The sequence below is a fragment of the Tetragenococcus halophilus genome (genome assembly GCF_001712815.1).
In the GTDB taxonomy this organism is placed as follows: domain Bacteria; phylum Bacillota; class Bacilli; order Lactobacillales; family Enterococcaceae; genus Tetragenococcus; species Tetragenococcus halophilus.
The window spans coordinates 272,322-286,823 of record NZ_CP012047.1 but is presented as its reverse complement, the minus strand read 5'-3'; the positions used below and the strand labels follow the sequence as shown (position 1 = coordinate 286,823).

Here is a 14,502-nt window from a genome sequence, read left to right as displayed (position 1 = left end):
TTTTCTTATTAATCTTCTGATTCAATCACATCAATTGATTTCATCAAACGAGTCAATGTCGCACGTTCGCTTTCATCTAATGTGCGTTCTATATAATCAATGGTATCTTCTAACTGTGGAATCATCATATATTCTAATGCATTCACTCGCCGCCGTGTTCGTTCGATCTCATCGGCCATCATCTGACAAGATTTCTCAACTTCTGCTAGTTTAAGCATTTTAGGCAAAATTGTACTCAAATGGTTTAAGGCCAGATCTAACTCACTAGTCGTTGACATAAAACCGTAAGAAAAACGATCTTCTGATTTTTCATCATCATAAATTTCATTTAAGACTGGCATTTCGATATTCATTACTGTCCTGCTTTGTACGTCCAAAGTGATTTTATCAAGAGGAATAGCAAAAGCTTCTCCTAAAACGTAATCCGGCGTACGACTAGAAGCAAGAACATAATCTTCCATACCTTTTTGTAAGGTTTCTTCCATTTCCTTACGCAAGTCTTGGTTTTGTTTGACCAGTTTCGTAAATTGGCGAATCAATTCATCTTGTTTATCTTTTAACAGTTTATGACCCCTAGAAGCTGTTGATAATCGACCCTTTAGTCGATTCATCTCCATACGGGTCGGATTTACATTCATTATTGCCATAATTCATCCAACTCCTCTTGGCTTGGGAGAAATTCTTTGATGTCTTCTTCTTTGATCCGATTGAGTTCTTCTCTTGGCAGAGTAGCTAATAATTTCCAACCTAAATCTAAGGATTCTTCAATACTACGATTTGTAGAAAATCCTTGATTTACATATTTTTCTTCAAATAAATCGGCAAAACGAGCAAACTTTTTATCTGCATCGGACAGTGCCGCTTCGCCTAAGACAGTCGATAATTCTTTAGCGTCTTTACCATCAGCATAAGCAGAATATATTTGGTTCATTGTAGAAGAGTGGTCTCTTCTTGTTTTGCCTTCGCCCGTTCCTTTATCTTTCAAACGAGAAAGACTTGGTAAAATATCCACCGGTGGATTAATATTACGTTTATCCAAATCTCTTGATAAAATAATTTGTCCTTCGGTAATATAACCTGTCAAATCAGGAATTGGGTGGGTTTTATCATTATTAGGCATTGTTAAAATTGGGATTTGCGTGATAGACCCTTCTCGGTCCATCAAACGTCCTGCACGTTCGTAAATATTGGCTAAGTTCGTATACAAATATCCCGGATAGCCCCCTCGGCCTGGAACTTCGCGACGAGCGGCTGAAACTTCACGTAAGGCTTCAGCATAGTTGGTCATATCCGTCATAATAACTAAAACGTGCATCCCTTTTTCAAAGGCTAGGTACTCAGCAGCAGTTAAAGCAACCTGAGGTGTTGCAATCCGCTCAACTGCAGGGTCATCTGCCAAGTTTAAAAACATTACTGAACGGTCAATCGCCCCTGTTTTTCGAAATTCATTGATAAAAAATTCCGATTCTTCAAAAGGTACACCAATGGCCGCAAAGACAATCGCAAAGTTACTTTCTTGTCCTGGAACTGTTGCTTGACGTGCAATTTGAGCAGCGATCTCTTTGTGTGGTAATCCTGAGGCAGAAAAAATAGGTAATTTTTGCCCTCTAACCAAGGTGTTTAAGTGGTCAATCGTTGAGATACCTGTTTGAATAAATTCATCTGGGTAATCACGAGCCATTGGATTAATTGCTTCGCCGTTTACATCAAGTCTTTTTTCCGGCAAGATTTTAGGACCGTCATCAACAGGCTGTCCTAAGCCATCAAAAATACGTCCCATCATATCTGTCGAAGCACCTAGTGTTAACCCTCTACCTAAAAATCGGACCCGGCTATCTTCAGCCCCTAAATTATTCGTTCCTTCAAAAATTTGTACGACAGCTTTGTCTTCTGAAACTTCCAATACTTGTCCTTGACGAATTTCGCCAGAATCAGTACGTATCTCAACAAGCTCATCATAAGTTACGCCTTCAACATTTTCTACCATCATTAAAGGTCCAGATATTTCTGAAACGGAGCGGTATTCTTTTAGCATCAATCCATTCCTCCTTTCTCAACAATTTCTTGAACAACCTGTTCAATATCATTATAAATCGTATCTAGTTTATCTAATTCTTCTTCTGAAATGTATTTACTACGAGCAATACGCTCACGTATTTGCGTTGTGCCTTCCATCAATTCACTATAATAAGCACCTAGTTGAATCGCTTCTTGGGTTTTCTTATGGAAGTATAAGATATTACGCAATAAGCGAAATTGTTTTGTTCGCGATGTAAAGGTATCAACATCGTCAAAAGCGTTCTGTTGCAAGTAGTCTTGACGTAAAGAACGGGCCGTGTTCATAGTAATTCGATCTTTTTGCGACAAGGAATCCACGCCCACTAATTGTACAATTTCATCTAAACGAGATTCTTCTTGTAACAAGGACATCGCCTTATCCACCATTTTGGACCACTGACTGCCTAATACAGAGTCCATGTATTCTTTTAGCTGGTCATCATAAAGGGAGTAAGACTCCGTCCAACTGATCGCAGGAAAGTGTCGTTTTTGCGATAAAGAAGCATCTAGATCCCAGAACACCTTAACAATACGCAAAGTATTTTGCGTAACAGGTTCAGAAATATCTCCACCAGCTGGAGAAACTGCGCCGATTGCAGTAATACTTCCTTCACGCTCTCCTTCATTTCCTAATACAGAAAACCTACCCGCACGTTCATAATATTCTGCAATCCGGCTACCTAAATAAGCAGGGTAGCCTTCGTCGCCGGGAATTTCTTGTAAGCGGCCGCTCATTTCTCTTAGTGCTTCTGCCCAACGAGAAGTTGAATCCGCCATAATAGCTACACTATACCCCATATCTTTATAATATTCTGCAATTGTAATCCCTGTGTAAACAGAGGCTTCACGCGCAGACACGGGCATATTTGACGTATTGGCGATCAATACGGTACGCTGCATAATCGATTCTCCTGTTTTAGGATCAATCAATTCTGGAAACTCATCAATAACATCTTTCATTTCATTTCCGCGTTCTCCACATCCAACATAGACAACGATATCCACATCCGCCCATTTAGCGATTTGGTGTTGTACAATTGTCTTTCCAGCACCAAAGGGACCTGGTACCGCTGCGGTTCCGCCTTTAGCAACAGGAAAGAAAGTATCGATTACTCTTTGTCCAGTTACCAAGGGTTCTCCAGGAGTCATTTTATTTTTAGAAGGGCGTGGTGTACGAATAGGCCATTTTTGCATCATTGAAAGCTCTTTTTCACCACTATCAGTTTCTAACACACAAATGGTTTCGGTAATATCAAAATCGCCAGCTTCAATACTTTTGATTGTTCCTGAAACACCGTTTGGCACCATGATACGATGTTCGACCGCTTTTGATTCCTTTACTGTTCCAATGATATCGCCAGGACCTACCTGTGTATCTACTGTTTGTTTAGGTACAAATGTCCATTTTTTCTCACGATCAAGTGGGTTAATTTCTGCCCCTCTTTCTAAGAAGTCACTATTTGTTTGTTTCATAAAGGTATCCAAAGGTCGTTGAATCCCATCAAACATTTGACTTAAAAGACCGGGTGCTAATTCTACAGATAAAGGAGCGCCTGTTGTCTCTACTGGTTCACCTGGCCCTATACCAGCAGTTTCTTCATATACTTGGATAGAAGCAACACCATTATCTAATTCAATAATATCTCCGATTAACCCTTTTTCACTTACTTTGCAGACTTCATTAATTTTAGCACCTTGTAATCCGCTAGCAGTAACTAAAGGCCCGGAAACTTTTGTAATTGTTCCTACTGCCAAAAAATCTCCTCCTGCCTAACTGCAAATTGTTGTTTAATCATCATCTAAAATATTCATTCCAATCGCTTTTTCTACATTTTTATGAATACGATCCATACCAATATTCAAACTCCCGGTACTACTTGGTATCGGAATAATGGCTGGCGTTGGTTGTCCATCATATTGAGCAATGGTTTCTTCTAGCTGCTGAGCTACACGTTCAGTAATAAAGATAACGCCATAATCCTCCGCCATTGTTTCAATTTGTTGCCTTGCTTCATCTAAGTCTGTCACAGGAAAGACGTCGATCCCCAAGCCCTTAAAAGGTAAGATCGAGTCCTTTCCGCCCATCATTCCTATTTTTTTATACATAACTTTCACGCACCCGACTTCGAAGTGTTTCTTCTGGGATTTTATTGATTTTACCCACAAGGATCATCCGTAAATTTCTAACTTCAACTTCTTTTGCAAAAAGATATCCCAAAATAGCTTGTGGACCAAAAGGCACCATTTTTTCTTCCTTTAAACGGCGCATCAAAAAATTATCTCTATTTAAATCTAGTTGTGTTAATTTTTTTTCTTCCATAATTTGATCATAACTATCCACTAACAAATCCATATAATTTGTTTCTTCCATATAGCTCATAAAATTTTCAAGTGAGACGTTAATTTCATCTACCATTTCTTTAGGGCTCAAAGTACCACCCTTTTGTAAAACAGCATTTATAAAACCTTGTTTTTGTCCCATCAAATAACTTCTAAGTATGGTTGTAATATTGAACACATCAATATTTCTTTGGATCAATCGCTCGATATTGGTATCATTTTCGCTGCGGCTAAGCTTAATCATATGATCCCAATAATAGTTATCAAAGATAATATCAACAGCTTGAATCTCTTCATAATCTTCCATATATTGAAAAACAGCTTGTATGCACTGATTCATTATAGGATCTACTTGCTTACTTTGTCGTAAATTCACCAGATTTTTTAAAGTCGACAAGGGAGTTGTTCCCATCGGCACTAGAAATTCAGAAAAATCTTCTTGTGTATATTCCTGTTTAACCAAGACTTTTAAGTTTTGATAATCATATTGCAAAGCAATTAAATCAACGATGCTTTTGACCGGCGTAATACTGTAAACTAAATCAAAGGTCCGCTTCTTTTCAGCTATGAGGACTTCTTCAAAATCACGAACTTCATTATCATCTTCAATAAAGTCGCCATAAGTTGTTTCTTGTAAAATTGAATACGCATCTTCAGCTTCGGAGGCAGCCAGCATCCGGTCCAATGTGTTTTGTGTCAGTAACCGGCTCTCATAAGTCCGAATTCTAACATTAGCGGTGCTAAATTGAATATCGTCCATTTTGACACCTCTTATTCTCCATCAAATATCAAGTTTAACAATTCGCTGCTTAGCTCTTCTTCAGATGTGCCTAACATTGCTTCAAAAGTAAAGTTATATTCGATTTCTCCTTGTCGTAACAAAAAACCGCTACGTTTCGGAATTGTACGTTCTGCTATGGATAAATTCATCTGAGATGAGGTCGCTTTTTGCCAAACCTTTTTGTTTTCTTCTGTTGCATATTTTGTGCTATTTTGACCTACAACCATTTCAACATTGCCGTCAAGTTGTACTTGTTCGATCTGCAATCTTACAAATTGGTTAAAGTCTTCTGCAGACATTTCTTTCATTTTTTTTAAACTTTCAGCAAAAAGATCTTTAAGTAATTGCTGTCTTGCAGCTAATAAGCGGCTACGAGCTTTTACATGAATATCTGATACTTTCAAACTCAACTCTGTACGACGTTGTTTTTCAAATTGTTCTACATTTTCTTCTAATTGTTGTTCAATTTGTTTTTTTCGATTTTGCTCATTTTTTTCTATATCTCTTTGCGCTTTTTTAATATACTGCTTTTGTTTTTTTTGTGCATCTTGGGTAATTTTATCTGTTAGATTTGTGATATCAGACATTTCATACCTCCTAATTCATTACAAGCAAGAAGGAAATAACAAAGCCTAAAATCCCATATGTTTCCATCATTGCTACATAAACAATTCCTTTTGTCACATGTTCTGGTTTTTTAGCCAAAATTTGCATTGCCGCTGCAGCTGCACGACCTTGCCATCTTCCGGCCCAAATTGCAGTAAATGCGATAGGTAAAGAAGCAATTAATAGATACAAACCGTCTTGCATTGCCATATCACCAGTAATTTGTAAAAAGATCATAAATGAAATAACAAAGCCATATAACCCTTGTGTTGCTGATAATAGCTCTAAAATCAAAGCTTGTCCGAACTTCTCAGGTTGTTCAGCTGTCAATCCAGCTGCGGATTCAGCTGTTATCCCAATACCAATTGTGGAACCAATACCCCCACAGATTGTCGCAATTGCGATCCCTAAGGCCGCAAAAAGAATGCCACCATTTTCATAAAAGAATGTTATCCAATTTTCCATTTTCTATTCTTCCCCCTGCTGTTGTTTTTGTTCTGAGACCACTTGAACATAGGACTCATTTGACTTAAATGGCTTGAATGCGCGTCCGCCGCCTGTATAAAATTTATTGAAAAATTCTAGGTATTGCAAGCGAATCCCGTGTACATAAGCACTCAAATAACTCAAGAAAATGTTCAAGCCGTGTAATACAATAAATAGCACAATACCGATAGTAAACTTCGCTGGTGTTGGTAAGTAGCTTAAAATTAAATTAAAAGCTGCACCAATACTACCTCCAGCAACGCCTAGTGCCATCAAACGTGTGTAACTGATTAAATCACTTAGATAATTGGTAATATCCATAACTGAATACAAGCTTGATCCTATTTTACCAATAATTGTATTGCCGTCTAAGCTACCGCCAATAACAACCAACACTAAACTGATAATCAGGCAAGCAATGCCAACTGATTGCAAATTTGTCTCTGGAACAAGTAGCATTCCAGCCGCAATCATAGCCGCACTTACTAGAAAGAGCATCCAAGAGCCTGCTTGTAGTAAAGCTTTTAGCTTTTCACTTTCTCGGCGCCATAATAGATAAAATTTCAGTCCTAATCCAAACATAATCTGAATAAATCCGAAAATCATGGACATCACAAGAATTTCTGTAATATCTGAATCAGTGGATAATAATTGAAAAGAAAATTGCTTACCAAATATATTGCCGTAAACCAAGCCCCACATCATTGTTGGCACCGCACAAATTTGAAACATATTGATATTTTGTTTCATACCTTCTTTAAAATGCAAAAAATATTTTGCCAAGGCACTGGCTACAAATAAAAGTAGGCCATAACCAAAGTCAGCAACCATTAGTCCAAATGCTAATGCGTAAAAAGGCATCATAAAAGGCGTAGGATCTATTTCCCAGTATTGCGGTAAGCTATACATTTCAACTAGAGCTTCAAAAGGCTTAATGAGCTTGTGATTTTTCAGCAATACAGGCGTATTGCTGTATTCCTCTTCTTTTACCTCAGCAAATTCTAAGAAGTAGTCCTTACCGACTACTTGTCGGATTTGTCTATCTAATTCTTCTGTTTGTCTTGCTGGTACCCAGCCTGATAGGTCCATTGTATATTCTGATTGTAATAAATACTGATTAGAGTGAACTCGCACAAATAAACTATCCAAATACTCTGCGACCAACCCTAAATCCTTATAATTATTTTTTTGCGCTTTTAGCCGCGCTTTAATAGATCTTTCTTCCTCTACTAATTGATGTAATTTTTCTTTGACTTGTCTTAAAGCCTCAGCCGGTTTATCCTCATAAGGATATTCATATTCTTGAAAACCAGCGTCACTTAGTGTAGTTTGGACTTCTTCTTGATTTTCTCGTAGAAAAAGAAGCAAAAGATAAGATGTTGTTGATGATTGATGTATTATTTCAAGGTAAGCGTTTTGTAGTTGTTCTTTTCCCATCTCTTTTTTTAGCTGATTTATTTCAGTATTAGGAACCGTACCTAATACACCGATAGTTTCTTTGAACGTAGCTAAAACTGCAGGATGTTCATCAAAGTATTGCCACTTATTTAACTCATCTTCTTGCAAAGATAAGTCTTGTTTTTCCTGCTCAATGGCACGCAATCGTTTATCTTGTTTCCTTAAATCAGAATAAATATTTTTCCAGTCAAAAGTATGGGCATGCTCAGAAAGTTGTCTGAGCGTATAATGTCGTAATGGTTTTCGCAAAGCCTGAATCATACTAGGTTTTTCAACATAGGGCGTTAAAAAATCTCTTGCCCATGTTACATTACCGATTTGATCTTCAATTTTGTCAGCTTCAGGATGTTCTTGCATCTGACTAAAAAAAGCATTTGCCTGTTTATTAAATTGACTAGCTGAAAACAACTCAACTTGTTGAAAATCTTGCAGCTGTTCCATTACGGCATCTTGATTATTGTAAAAAGTAATCAAATTAAACTTTTGCATTTTTTCAATTGCCATATTCATTCACAACCTTATTTATAATAAGACCAAGCGCTTTTTCTCGCATTTCTGGCGAAATTGTCTGCAATTGTTCGACTTCTTTTTGTGTTTTTTCCATCAAGGGTTCTTTAATATTACGGAACTCTTCGTCGAACTTTTCACGCAGTTCTTGCTTACGCTTTTCTTCATTTTCATCTTGTTCTTCTTGAAAATGAGCAATCCTTTTATCGCTTTCTTCTTGCTCTTTACGCGCTTGTTTTTTTGCTTCATTAAGCAGCTCATCTGCTTGTTCTTCTGCTTTGGCTAATTGTTGGATCGCATCGACACTCATTTGTCACACTCCTTTTCGTAGTTTAGACAAAGTCCTAAAAAATCCTCTATTTATTAAGAGGATACCGAAATAGTCTTTATTGCATTAATTTAACCAAAGGATAATCTGCCAGTTTATTTAAAAATGATTGCTCACTTTCATTAAAGAGTCCAAACATATTGTCCTCAACTTTTTTGGACTCATCATAAGATGAAAAAACTTGACCAGCTAAATTTCGCAACTGCACACAAGAATTTTTTCCTTCAATAGCATAATAAACGTCGATCATAAAAATATTCTCGATTGGTTTTGCTAACTTAAATCCTCCGCCCTTACTTGAGGTTGAGTTAACGACACCGCCTAGAACCAATTTACGCAATATTTTTTTCAGATAAGAATCTGAGACGCCTAATTGTTTACTGATCCGATAACTTTTTACAGGATTATCTCCTTCTTTTTTCGCTAATATAAGAAGAACATATACTGCTTCTTCTAGACTTCTTTTTAACCTCATGACCATTTCTCCTTTGAAGGACAAATAATATCCATAAATAATCTTACCAAAAAAAAATAACATCATCAAGCAAAGTACCAGGTATTCCAATTTTTTACACACTTGTGAAATTATGATGAACAAAACTTTTAGATAAAAAAAGAAAGTCTACCATAAAAGTAAACTTTCCCTTTTCTTAAGATTGATCGTTTTTTTATAAGAAGTTAGTTGATTATACACTGATTAATTGAACACGAACCATATTTTCATGCATAGATAAATCCTCTACCACTGTTTGGTAAGATAACGAACGCGGTAGTTCAACAGTATAAACGTTGGTATAGACACGACTTTCTCCTCTTTTTTTCACTTCAAAATCAACATCTTTTACTTCAATATCTTTTTCTTCAAAGTAATCCGTTATAAACTCTTTTGTCGTTGTCTTATGTACAAAACTAATCTCAATTTTCTTCAAAGTCGGGATATTAATCACACGTTTTAATACAGTTAAAACAATCATAATCATCACAAAACTCACGATTGCAATACGATAGTTCCCCATACCAATCGCCAAACCTAAGCCCGCCACTGTCCATAGTGAAGCAGCGGTTGTCAAACCACGGACGACTTGTTTAGTAACAACAATAGTCCCGGCGCCTAAAAAGCCAATACCACTAACAACTTGGGCAATCAAACGAGCTTCATCCGCGCGAATGACTCCAGAAAAGTCGGGGTTATCTCTGGCAATTTCTAAAGCAGTATTTGTAATTTCTTTTTGGATCATAGCGATAAGTGCAGCACCAATACAAACTAAAATATGCGTCCGTATTCCTGCCGGCCTATTTTTAAACTCTCGGTCAAAGCCAATAAACCCTGCAAAAGTACCTGCCAGTAACATACGTAAACAAATTTCATAAATCGATAAATCGCCCGTCATCAGTCCACCTCCTTGTGTAATTTAAAAAATCCGAATGCCCATTAGAACCATTCGGATCTCCTAAATATTCAACTATTATTAAGATTTTGCCAAGCATTCAAACCACCTTGAATGTTTACAACATCATAGCCTAAACTTGCTAAGTAATCACAAGCACGAACTGTTCGTACACCAGCTTTGCTGATGACATAATAAGTTAAATCTTTACGCAAATTTTCGGCTTCAGTCACAAATTCACCAATAGGTAAATTCGTTGCACCTTCAATATGATACTTCTCAAAATCTTCTGTTTCCTGTACATCTAATATGGTAATCGCTTCATTTTGCAATATCTCTTTTAACTCCTTCACAGTAATGGAAGGATACATAAGATCCATAACAAACGCCCCTTTACTTCTTCACTTTTGATATTAGTTGAATTCTCAACGTTTGTCAAAAATTATACGTTTTTGCTTTCATTTTCAGCTGCTACACAAAACGAAGGGGACAGGCTGGTTGATTTTCTCAATTTTTTTACATTTAATGTTTGTTTATGCTTCATTCGAATTTAGCGTACTTTTATTTTTCTTCAATGGAAACAATAAACGTAAGCCATTAAGTAATACCAAAAGCGTACTTCCTTCATGCGCTAAAACGCCAATGCCGATATCCATTTTACCAACAATATTTAACACACTTAATAATAAAACAACACCCATTGCAAAAATAACATTTTGCCAAACAATTCGACCTAGCTTTTTAGAAAGCTTGTGAGCATATTCAAATTTCTGCAGATCATTTTGCATAATTACCGCATCTGCGACATCAATTGCAACATCTGTACCTTCTCCCATCGCAAAACCAATATCAGCTTGGGCCAAGGCAGGAGCGTCATTTATACCATCACCTATCATCGCAGTTTTACCATATTTCGTTTGCAAAGAGGTGACCGCAGTTGCTTTATTTTCAGGTAAGATATTACTAAACACATCATCGATTCCCAAAGCATGAGCAACAGCTTCTCCGGTTACTTTTGCATCTCCTGTGATCATCAATGTGTTTATTTGTTGCTCTTTTAGATAAGCAACCGTTGCAGCTGCTTTTTCATCTGCTCTATCCATTAACGCAATCAGTGCCACTACTTCTTCGTTTTCACTAAAATAAACAACCGTTTTCCCCGCTGAAGTAAGTGCTTCAGTTTTTGCAAGAATCTCTTCATTGGTCCTATTAAATAAACTAGGCTTACCAATTCGATAGTCATTTCCATTGTAATTAGCAACAATTCCTCGCCCGATTTCATTGGTTACTGACATTTCAAGCACTTGTGTTTTACCAAATGCATCTAAAATTGCTGTTGCTAGTGGATGATTGGCGCTTTCTTCCATCGTTGTAATAATTTGTTGCCACTTAGCTTGTTTTGTTTCGTCTATATAATAGGAATCTGTCACAACAGGTTTTCCTTTGGTTAGTGTACCTGTTTTATCAAAGGCTACTGCTTTAATATCCTGTAAATTCGACAGATAAGCTCCACCTTTAAATAAAACACCCTTTTTAGCCAAATTTGAAATAGCTGAAAGAGTAGCTGGCACGGCGCTTACTGCTAGTGCACAAGGAGACGCCGTAATCAACAAGACAATCCCTCGATAAATACTCATCTGCCAAGTCCAATCAATTAAAAAAGGCATTAAAATAACAAATAAAGGAATAATAAGAAGAACCGTTTTAACATACACAGGTTCGATTTTTTGTATTTCAGTTGCCGCTTTAGGTAGATTATTTTGCGATTGCTCAACTAGTTGTAATATATTAGCAAAGACAGTATCCGAAGAATCTCTAGTTACTTGCATAGTAAAGGTGCCTTGTCCGTTGATTGTGCTGGCAAATACTTCGGCTGCTTCTACTTTTTCTTTGGGCATACTTTCTCCATTAATAGAAGATTCATCGATTGTCGTATGTCCGCTAATAATAAAACCATCTGTCGCAATCTGGTCACCTGGCAAAACTTTCAGTTGATCGCCCACAGTTACATTTTGCACATCAACTAACTTTGTCGAACCGTCTACTTGCAATAATCTTGCTTGGGTAGGATTTAACTTCAGTAAGTTTGTAATTTCTTTTTTACTTTTTTCTTCAGCAAACTCTTCAAGAAAATGAGCGCCCGCAAAAATTAATATTAATATCGCACTTTCATCAAAACTTCCAATGAACATCGCTCCTAAAACAGCTAGTGTCATTAGCAGATGCACGTTTGGATAAAATCTTTTTTCTTCTTTTGTATTTGTTATCGTATCCACAATACCTTCAATTATGATATGAGAACCTGCAAAAACAACTGCAGCTACAAATAACCAATTAGCAACTAAAGTTGAAAACGGTCCGAAAGCCGCTAACAAATAGGCAGCAACACCTATAAAATACATGGGAACTTCACCCTGTAAATGTCCAGAATGTTTAGGTTCTTTTGCTTGGTAATCGCTAGATTTATCCATAACTGAATCCTGCGACTTATCCATATTCATGCATCTCCTTTATCGTTATTCATTCATTTATTTACTAGTAAGCGTTTATATGAATATATAATCATTTGTTCAATTAAAGTTTACATGAACAACCATTCATTTGTCAAGCGGAATTTCATTAAAATTTAGGCCTTGTGAAAAAACAAGCAATAAACTTAACCAAATATATTCTCGTTTCTTTTTCTAAAGTATAATAGAACATAATTAGAAATTACGTTTGCACTTTATAAAGACTTAGAGAGGAGAAGTAGATATGATTAATCAAGTCGATAGAAGTTACTTAGAGCGCTGTGTGGAATTAGCAGAGCTTGCATTGGAAAAAGGAGATGCACCTTTTGGATCGATCTTAGTATCACAAGATGGGGTAACTTTATTTGAGGATCACAACAGAATTTCTGACGGAGATAATACTCGCCATCCTGAGTTTGAAATCGCAAAGTGGGCAGCAAAAAATCTAAATGAGGATGAACGCAAAAATGCTGTTGTCTATACTTCCGGCGAACACTGTTCAATGTGTGCTTCGGCACACGGACTCGTTGGGCTCGGACGTATCGTTTATGCAAGTTCAACCGAACAACTAAAAAAATGGAATGAAGAAATGGACGTGGAAAGTGGACGACTAAAAGGACTCTCAATCAGAGAAGTTATTAATGACACTGAAGTAGATGGTCCTGATGATTCTCTTTCAGAAAAAGTAAAACAGCTCCAATATAGATATCAAAACAAGACGTTAGATTAAATAAAGCTATAAAAAAGAAACGGCAAAATGCCGTTTCTTTTTTATAACTGTAATAATGTCAACTATACATTTTTTATTGCCTCACTAATAGGCTTATCTCCTGCTAGTACTTCAAATTCTTTACGAATTGTTGAATCATCTTGTAAAGAAGCTAATATTGTTTGAGCGATATCTTGACGAGGCACTTCACTATGCTTAAGACCCATACCAACTTGAACTTTTCCATTACCCTTTTCATCTGTTAATGTGCCAGGATGGATAATTGTCCAGTCAAGTTCAGTACGATTTTTCAACCATTCATCTGCATAATTTTTTGCAATAGTATAAATCTTCAGTGGCGCATCATTTTCGATTCCTTTAGCAATTTGCTTACGTCCAGTACGGAAAGTACTTACCATCACAAAACGTTTAACATTTGCCTGCTCAGCAGCAGTCATAATTTTAATTGCACCATCTAAATCAACCATAACCGTCTTGTCTAAACCGCTACCACCAGCACCTGCACTAAAAACAACTGCGTCAACATCACTCATCGCTTCGGCAAAATCTTCAATAGAGTTGTAAATAATATCCAAAACTTGAGTTTCAATACCACGTTCATCAAAAAAAGTTTTTTGGCTCGCATCACGAATCACTGCTTTTTCTTCAATATCTGAATAACCTTTCGTTAAATCTGCAAAGCATTTAGCAACTTTTCCGTTTGCACCTACTACAAGTACCTTCATATATAAGCTCCTTTCTCTTGCTTTATAAATAGTATACCATTTGTTCGTCACTTGTTTAAAATGCTATGCTTTTTTAAGTATCTTCATTCTCTATTCGTTGATTATAGTAGTCTTCATAGTCTTCTTTTAAAATCTTATGCAAGGGCTCAATCTGGTTAAATTCGTAACCTTCTTTCTTTTTCTGAACATACCAATCGAATAAAATATCCTCTCCTCTGCGTAGTACCACCATTAAGCGATCTTTTTCAGACAGATCAAAATTTTCTATAGAATAGGATTGTGCCTCCAATGCGTCAATAACTAACTGATTTTCCAAAAATTCCATATAAGAGTCTAAAACATCGCCTTTTTTCTTGAAATTCACAAGTTTTTCTTGCATTTCGGTGGCTTTTGCCCACATATCTTCAATTTCATTTTCCATCTGTCCCATCTGGCTATAAAAATCATCCCGTCTTTTTTCTAAGGCATCAAGTCTTTGCTTTGTCTCTTCTTTTCGTAATTCGTATCTTTTCATCATAGATCTCCATTCTAAAATAATTTTTCCAAACGTACGTTCGCTTTTGAGAACACTTTCATCATAGCACT

The 14,502-nt window shown here is 36.6% G+C and carries 16 protein-coding genes; 1 reads left to right on the top strand and 15 read right to left on the bottom strand.

What is annotated here, in order from left to right; all coding sequences use genetic code 11:
• Nucleotides 1-8 precede the first annotated feature (8 nt).
• The 13 genes from AC806_RS01345 to AC806_RS01285 form a co-directional block, all read right to left on the bottom strand.
• Entirely contained in the window at nucleotides 9-647 is a 639-nt protein-coding gene (locus AC806_RS01345) for a V-type ATP synthase subunit D (protein WP_069028586.1), read from the bottom strand.
• Nucleotides 638-2,035, bottom strand: a complete 1,398-nt coding sequence (locus tag AC806_RS01340; protein WP_061840175.1) for a V-type ATP synthase subunit B — start codon at nucleotides 2,033-2,035, stop codon at nucleotides 638-640. Before AC806_RS01340 ends, AC806_RS01345 begins: the two co-directional genes overlap by 10 nt.
• Nucleotides 2,035-3,813: a V-type ATP synthase subunit A gene (locus tag AC806_RS01335; RefSeq protein ID WP_014123688.1), complete on the bottom strand. Its 1,779-nt coding sequence runs from the start codon at nucleotides 3,811-3,813 to the stop codon at nucleotides 2,035-2,037. The genes AC806_RS01340 and AC806_RS01335 overlap by 1 nt, the downstream gene beginning before the upstream one ends.
• 33 nt (nucleotides 3,814-3,846) lie before the next feature.
• On the bottom strand, nucleotides 3,847-4,164 hold the full coding sequence (locus AC806_RS01330) for a V-type ATP synthase subunit F (protein ID WP_061840176.1): 318 nt from the start codon (nucleotides 4,162-4,164) through the stop codon (nucleotides 3,847-3,849).
• Nucleotides 4,157-5,158: a V-type ATP synthase subunit C gene (locus AC806_RS01325; protein ID WP_061840177.1), complete on the bottom strand. Its 1,002-nt coding sequence runs from the start codon at nucleotides 5,156-5,158 to the stop codon at nucleotides 4,157-4,159. The genes AC806_RS01330 and AC806_RS01325 overlap by 8 nt, the downstream gene beginning before the upstream one ends.
• 11 nt (nucleotides 5,159-5,169) lie before the next feature.
• Nucleotides 5,170-5,766 (bottom strand): V-type ATP synthase subunit E, encoded by a 597-nt coding sequence (locus AC806_RS01320; protein ID WP_061840178.1) that lies wholly within the window; start codon nucleotides 5,764-5,766, stop codon nucleotides 5,170-5,172.
• Between the two features lie 10 nt (nucleotides 5,767-5,776).
• Nucleotides 5,777-6,250, bottom strand: coding sequence for a V-type ATP synthase subunit K (locus AC806_RS01315; RefSeq protein ID WP_061840179.1), 474 nt, complete (start codon nucleotides 6,248-6,250; stop codon nucleotides 5,777-5,779).
• A gap of 3 nt (nucleotides 6,251-6,253) precedes the next feature.
• Nucleotides 6,254-8,233, bottom strand: coding sequence for a V-type ATP synthase subunit I (locus tag AC806_RS01310; RefSeq protein WP_069028585.1), 1,980 nt, complete (start codon nucleotides 8,231-8,233; stop codon nucleotides 6,254-6,256).
• Complete coding sequence (locus tag AC806_RS01305; RefSeq protein ID WP_014123682.1) at nucleotides 8,223-8,546, bottom strand: V-type Na+-transporting ATPase subunit F; 324 nt, start codon at nucleotides 8,544-8,546, stop codon at nucleotides 8,223-8,225. Before AC806_RS01305 ends, AC806_RS01310 begins: the two co-directional genes overlap by 11 nt.
• 76 nt (nucleotides 8,547-8,622) lie before the next feature.
• The gene (locus AC806_RS01300) at nucleotides 8,623-9,039 is read right to left on the bottom strand and encodes an RrF2 family transcriptional regulator (protein ID WP_014123681.1); all 417 of its coding nucleotides are present in this window, start codon (nucleotides 9,037-9,039) and stop codon (nucleotides 8,623-8,625) included.
• Nucleotides 9,040-9,250: 211 nt separating this feature from the next.
• Nucleotides 9,251-9,955: an MgtC/SapB family protein gene (locus AC806_RS01295; RefSeq protein ID WP_061840180.1), complete on the bottom strand. Its 705-nt coding sequence runs from the start codon at nucleotides 9,953-9,955 to the stop codon at nucleotides 9,251-9,253.
• Nucleotides 9,956-10,023: 68 nt separating this feature from the next.
• Nucleotides 10,024-10,332: a rhodanese-like domain-containing protein gene (locus AC806_RS01290; RefSeq protein ID WP_231960502.1), complete on the bottom strand. Its 309-nt coding sequence runs from the start codon at nucleotides 10,330-10,332 to the stop codon at nucleotides 10,024-10,026.
• A 153-nt stretch (nucleotides 10,333-10,485) separates the two neighbouring features.
• Nucleotides 10,486-12,447 carry a heavy metal translocating P-type ATPase gene (locus tag AC806_RS01285; RefSeq protein WP_069028584.1) on the bottom strand — a complete coding sequence of 654 codons (1,962 nt, stop codon included), beginning with the start codon at nucleotides 12,445-12,447 and terminating at the stop codon, nucleotides 10,486-10,488.
• A gap of 259 nt (nucleotides 12,448-12,706) precedes the next feature.
• On the opposite strand from AC806_RS01285, the gene AC806_RS01280 reads away from it, so the two are divergent.
• Nucleotides 12,707-13,192, top strand: coding sequence for a nucleoside deaminase (locus AC806_RS01280; RefSeq protein ID WP_069028583.1), 486 nt, complete (start codon nucleotides 12,707-12,709; stop codon nucleotides 13,190-13,192).
• 62 nt (nucleotides 13,193-13,254) lie between these two features.
• Here AC806_RS01280 and AC806_RS01275 read toward each other — a convergent pair whose 3' ends face one another.
• The gene (locus tag AC806_RS01275; protein WP_069028582.1) at nucleotides 13,255-13,917 is read right to left on the bottom strand and encodes an SDR family oxidoreductase; all 663 of its coding nucleotides are present in this window, start codon (nucleotides 13,915-13,917) and stop codon (nucleotides 13,255-13,257) included.
• Nucleotides 13,918-13,990: 73 nt separating this feature from the next.
• Nucleotides 13,991-14,431, bottom strand: a complete 441-nt coding sequence (locus AC806_RS01270) for a hypothetical protein (RefSeq protein ID WP_069028581.1) — start codon at nucleotides 14,429-14,431, stop codon at nucleotides 13,991-13,993.
• Nucleotides 14,432-14,502 lie beyond the last annotated feature (71 nt).

Coding starts and splice junctions, on each gene's coding strand:
- AC806_RS01295 (WP_061840180.1), bottom strand. CDS start 9,955: ATGACGGGCGATTTATCGATTTATGAAATTTGTTTACGTATGTTACTG.
- AC806_RS01305 (WP_014123682.1), bottom strand. CDS start 8,546: ATGAGTGTCGATGCGATCCAACAATTAGCCAAAGCAGAAGAACAAGCA.
- AC806_RS01345 (WP_069028586.1), bottom strand. CDS start 647: ATGGCAATAATGAATGTAAATCCGACCCGTATGGAGATGAATCGACTA.
- AC806_RS01330 (WP_061840176.1), bottom strand. CDS start 4,164: ATGTATAAAAAAATAGGAATGATGGGCGGAAAGGACTCGATCTTACCT.
- AC806_RS01285 (WP_069028584.1), bottom strand. CDS start 12,447: ATGGATAAGTCGCAGGATTCAGTTATGGATAAATCTAGCGATTACCAA.
- AC806_RS01290 (WP_231960502.1), bottom strand. CDS start 10,332: ATGGATCTTATGTATCCTTCCATTACTGTGAAGGAGTTAAAAGAGATA.
- AC806_RS01270 (WP_069028581.1), bottom strand. CDS start 14,431: ATGAAAAGATACGAATTACGAAAAGAAGAGACAAAGCAAAGACTTGAT.
- AC806_RS01320 (WP_061840178.1), bottom strand. CDS start 5,766: ATGTCTGATATCACAAATCTAACAGATAAAATTACCCAAGATGCACAA.
- AC806_RS01275 (WP_069028582.1), bottom strand. CDS start 13,917: ATGAAGGTACTTGTAGTAGGTGCAAACGGAAAAGTTGCTAAATGCTTT.
- AC806_RS01280 (WP_069028583.1), top strand. CDS start 12,707: ATGATTAATCAAGTCGATAGAAGTTACTTAGAGCGCTGTGTGGAATTA.
- AC806_RS01325 (WP_061840177.1), bottom strand. CDS start 5,158: ATGGACGATATTCAATTTAGCACCGCTAATGTTAGAATTCGGACTTAT.
- AC806_RS01310 (WP_069028585.1), bottom strand. CDS start 8,233: ATGGCAATTGAAAAAATGCAAAAGTTTAATTTGATTACTTTTTACAAT.
- AC806_RS01315 (WP_061840179.1), bottom strand. CDS start 6,250: ATGGAAAATTGGATAACATTCTTTTATGAAAATGGTGGCATTCTTTTT.
- AC806_RS01340 (WP_061840175.1), bottom strand. CDS start 2,035: ATGCTAAAAGAATACCGCTCCGTTTCAGAAATATCTGGACCTTTAATG.
- AC806_RS01300 (WP_014123681.1), bottom strand. CDS start 9,039: ATGAGGTTAAAAAGAAGTCTAGAAGAAGCAGTATATGTTCTTCTTATA.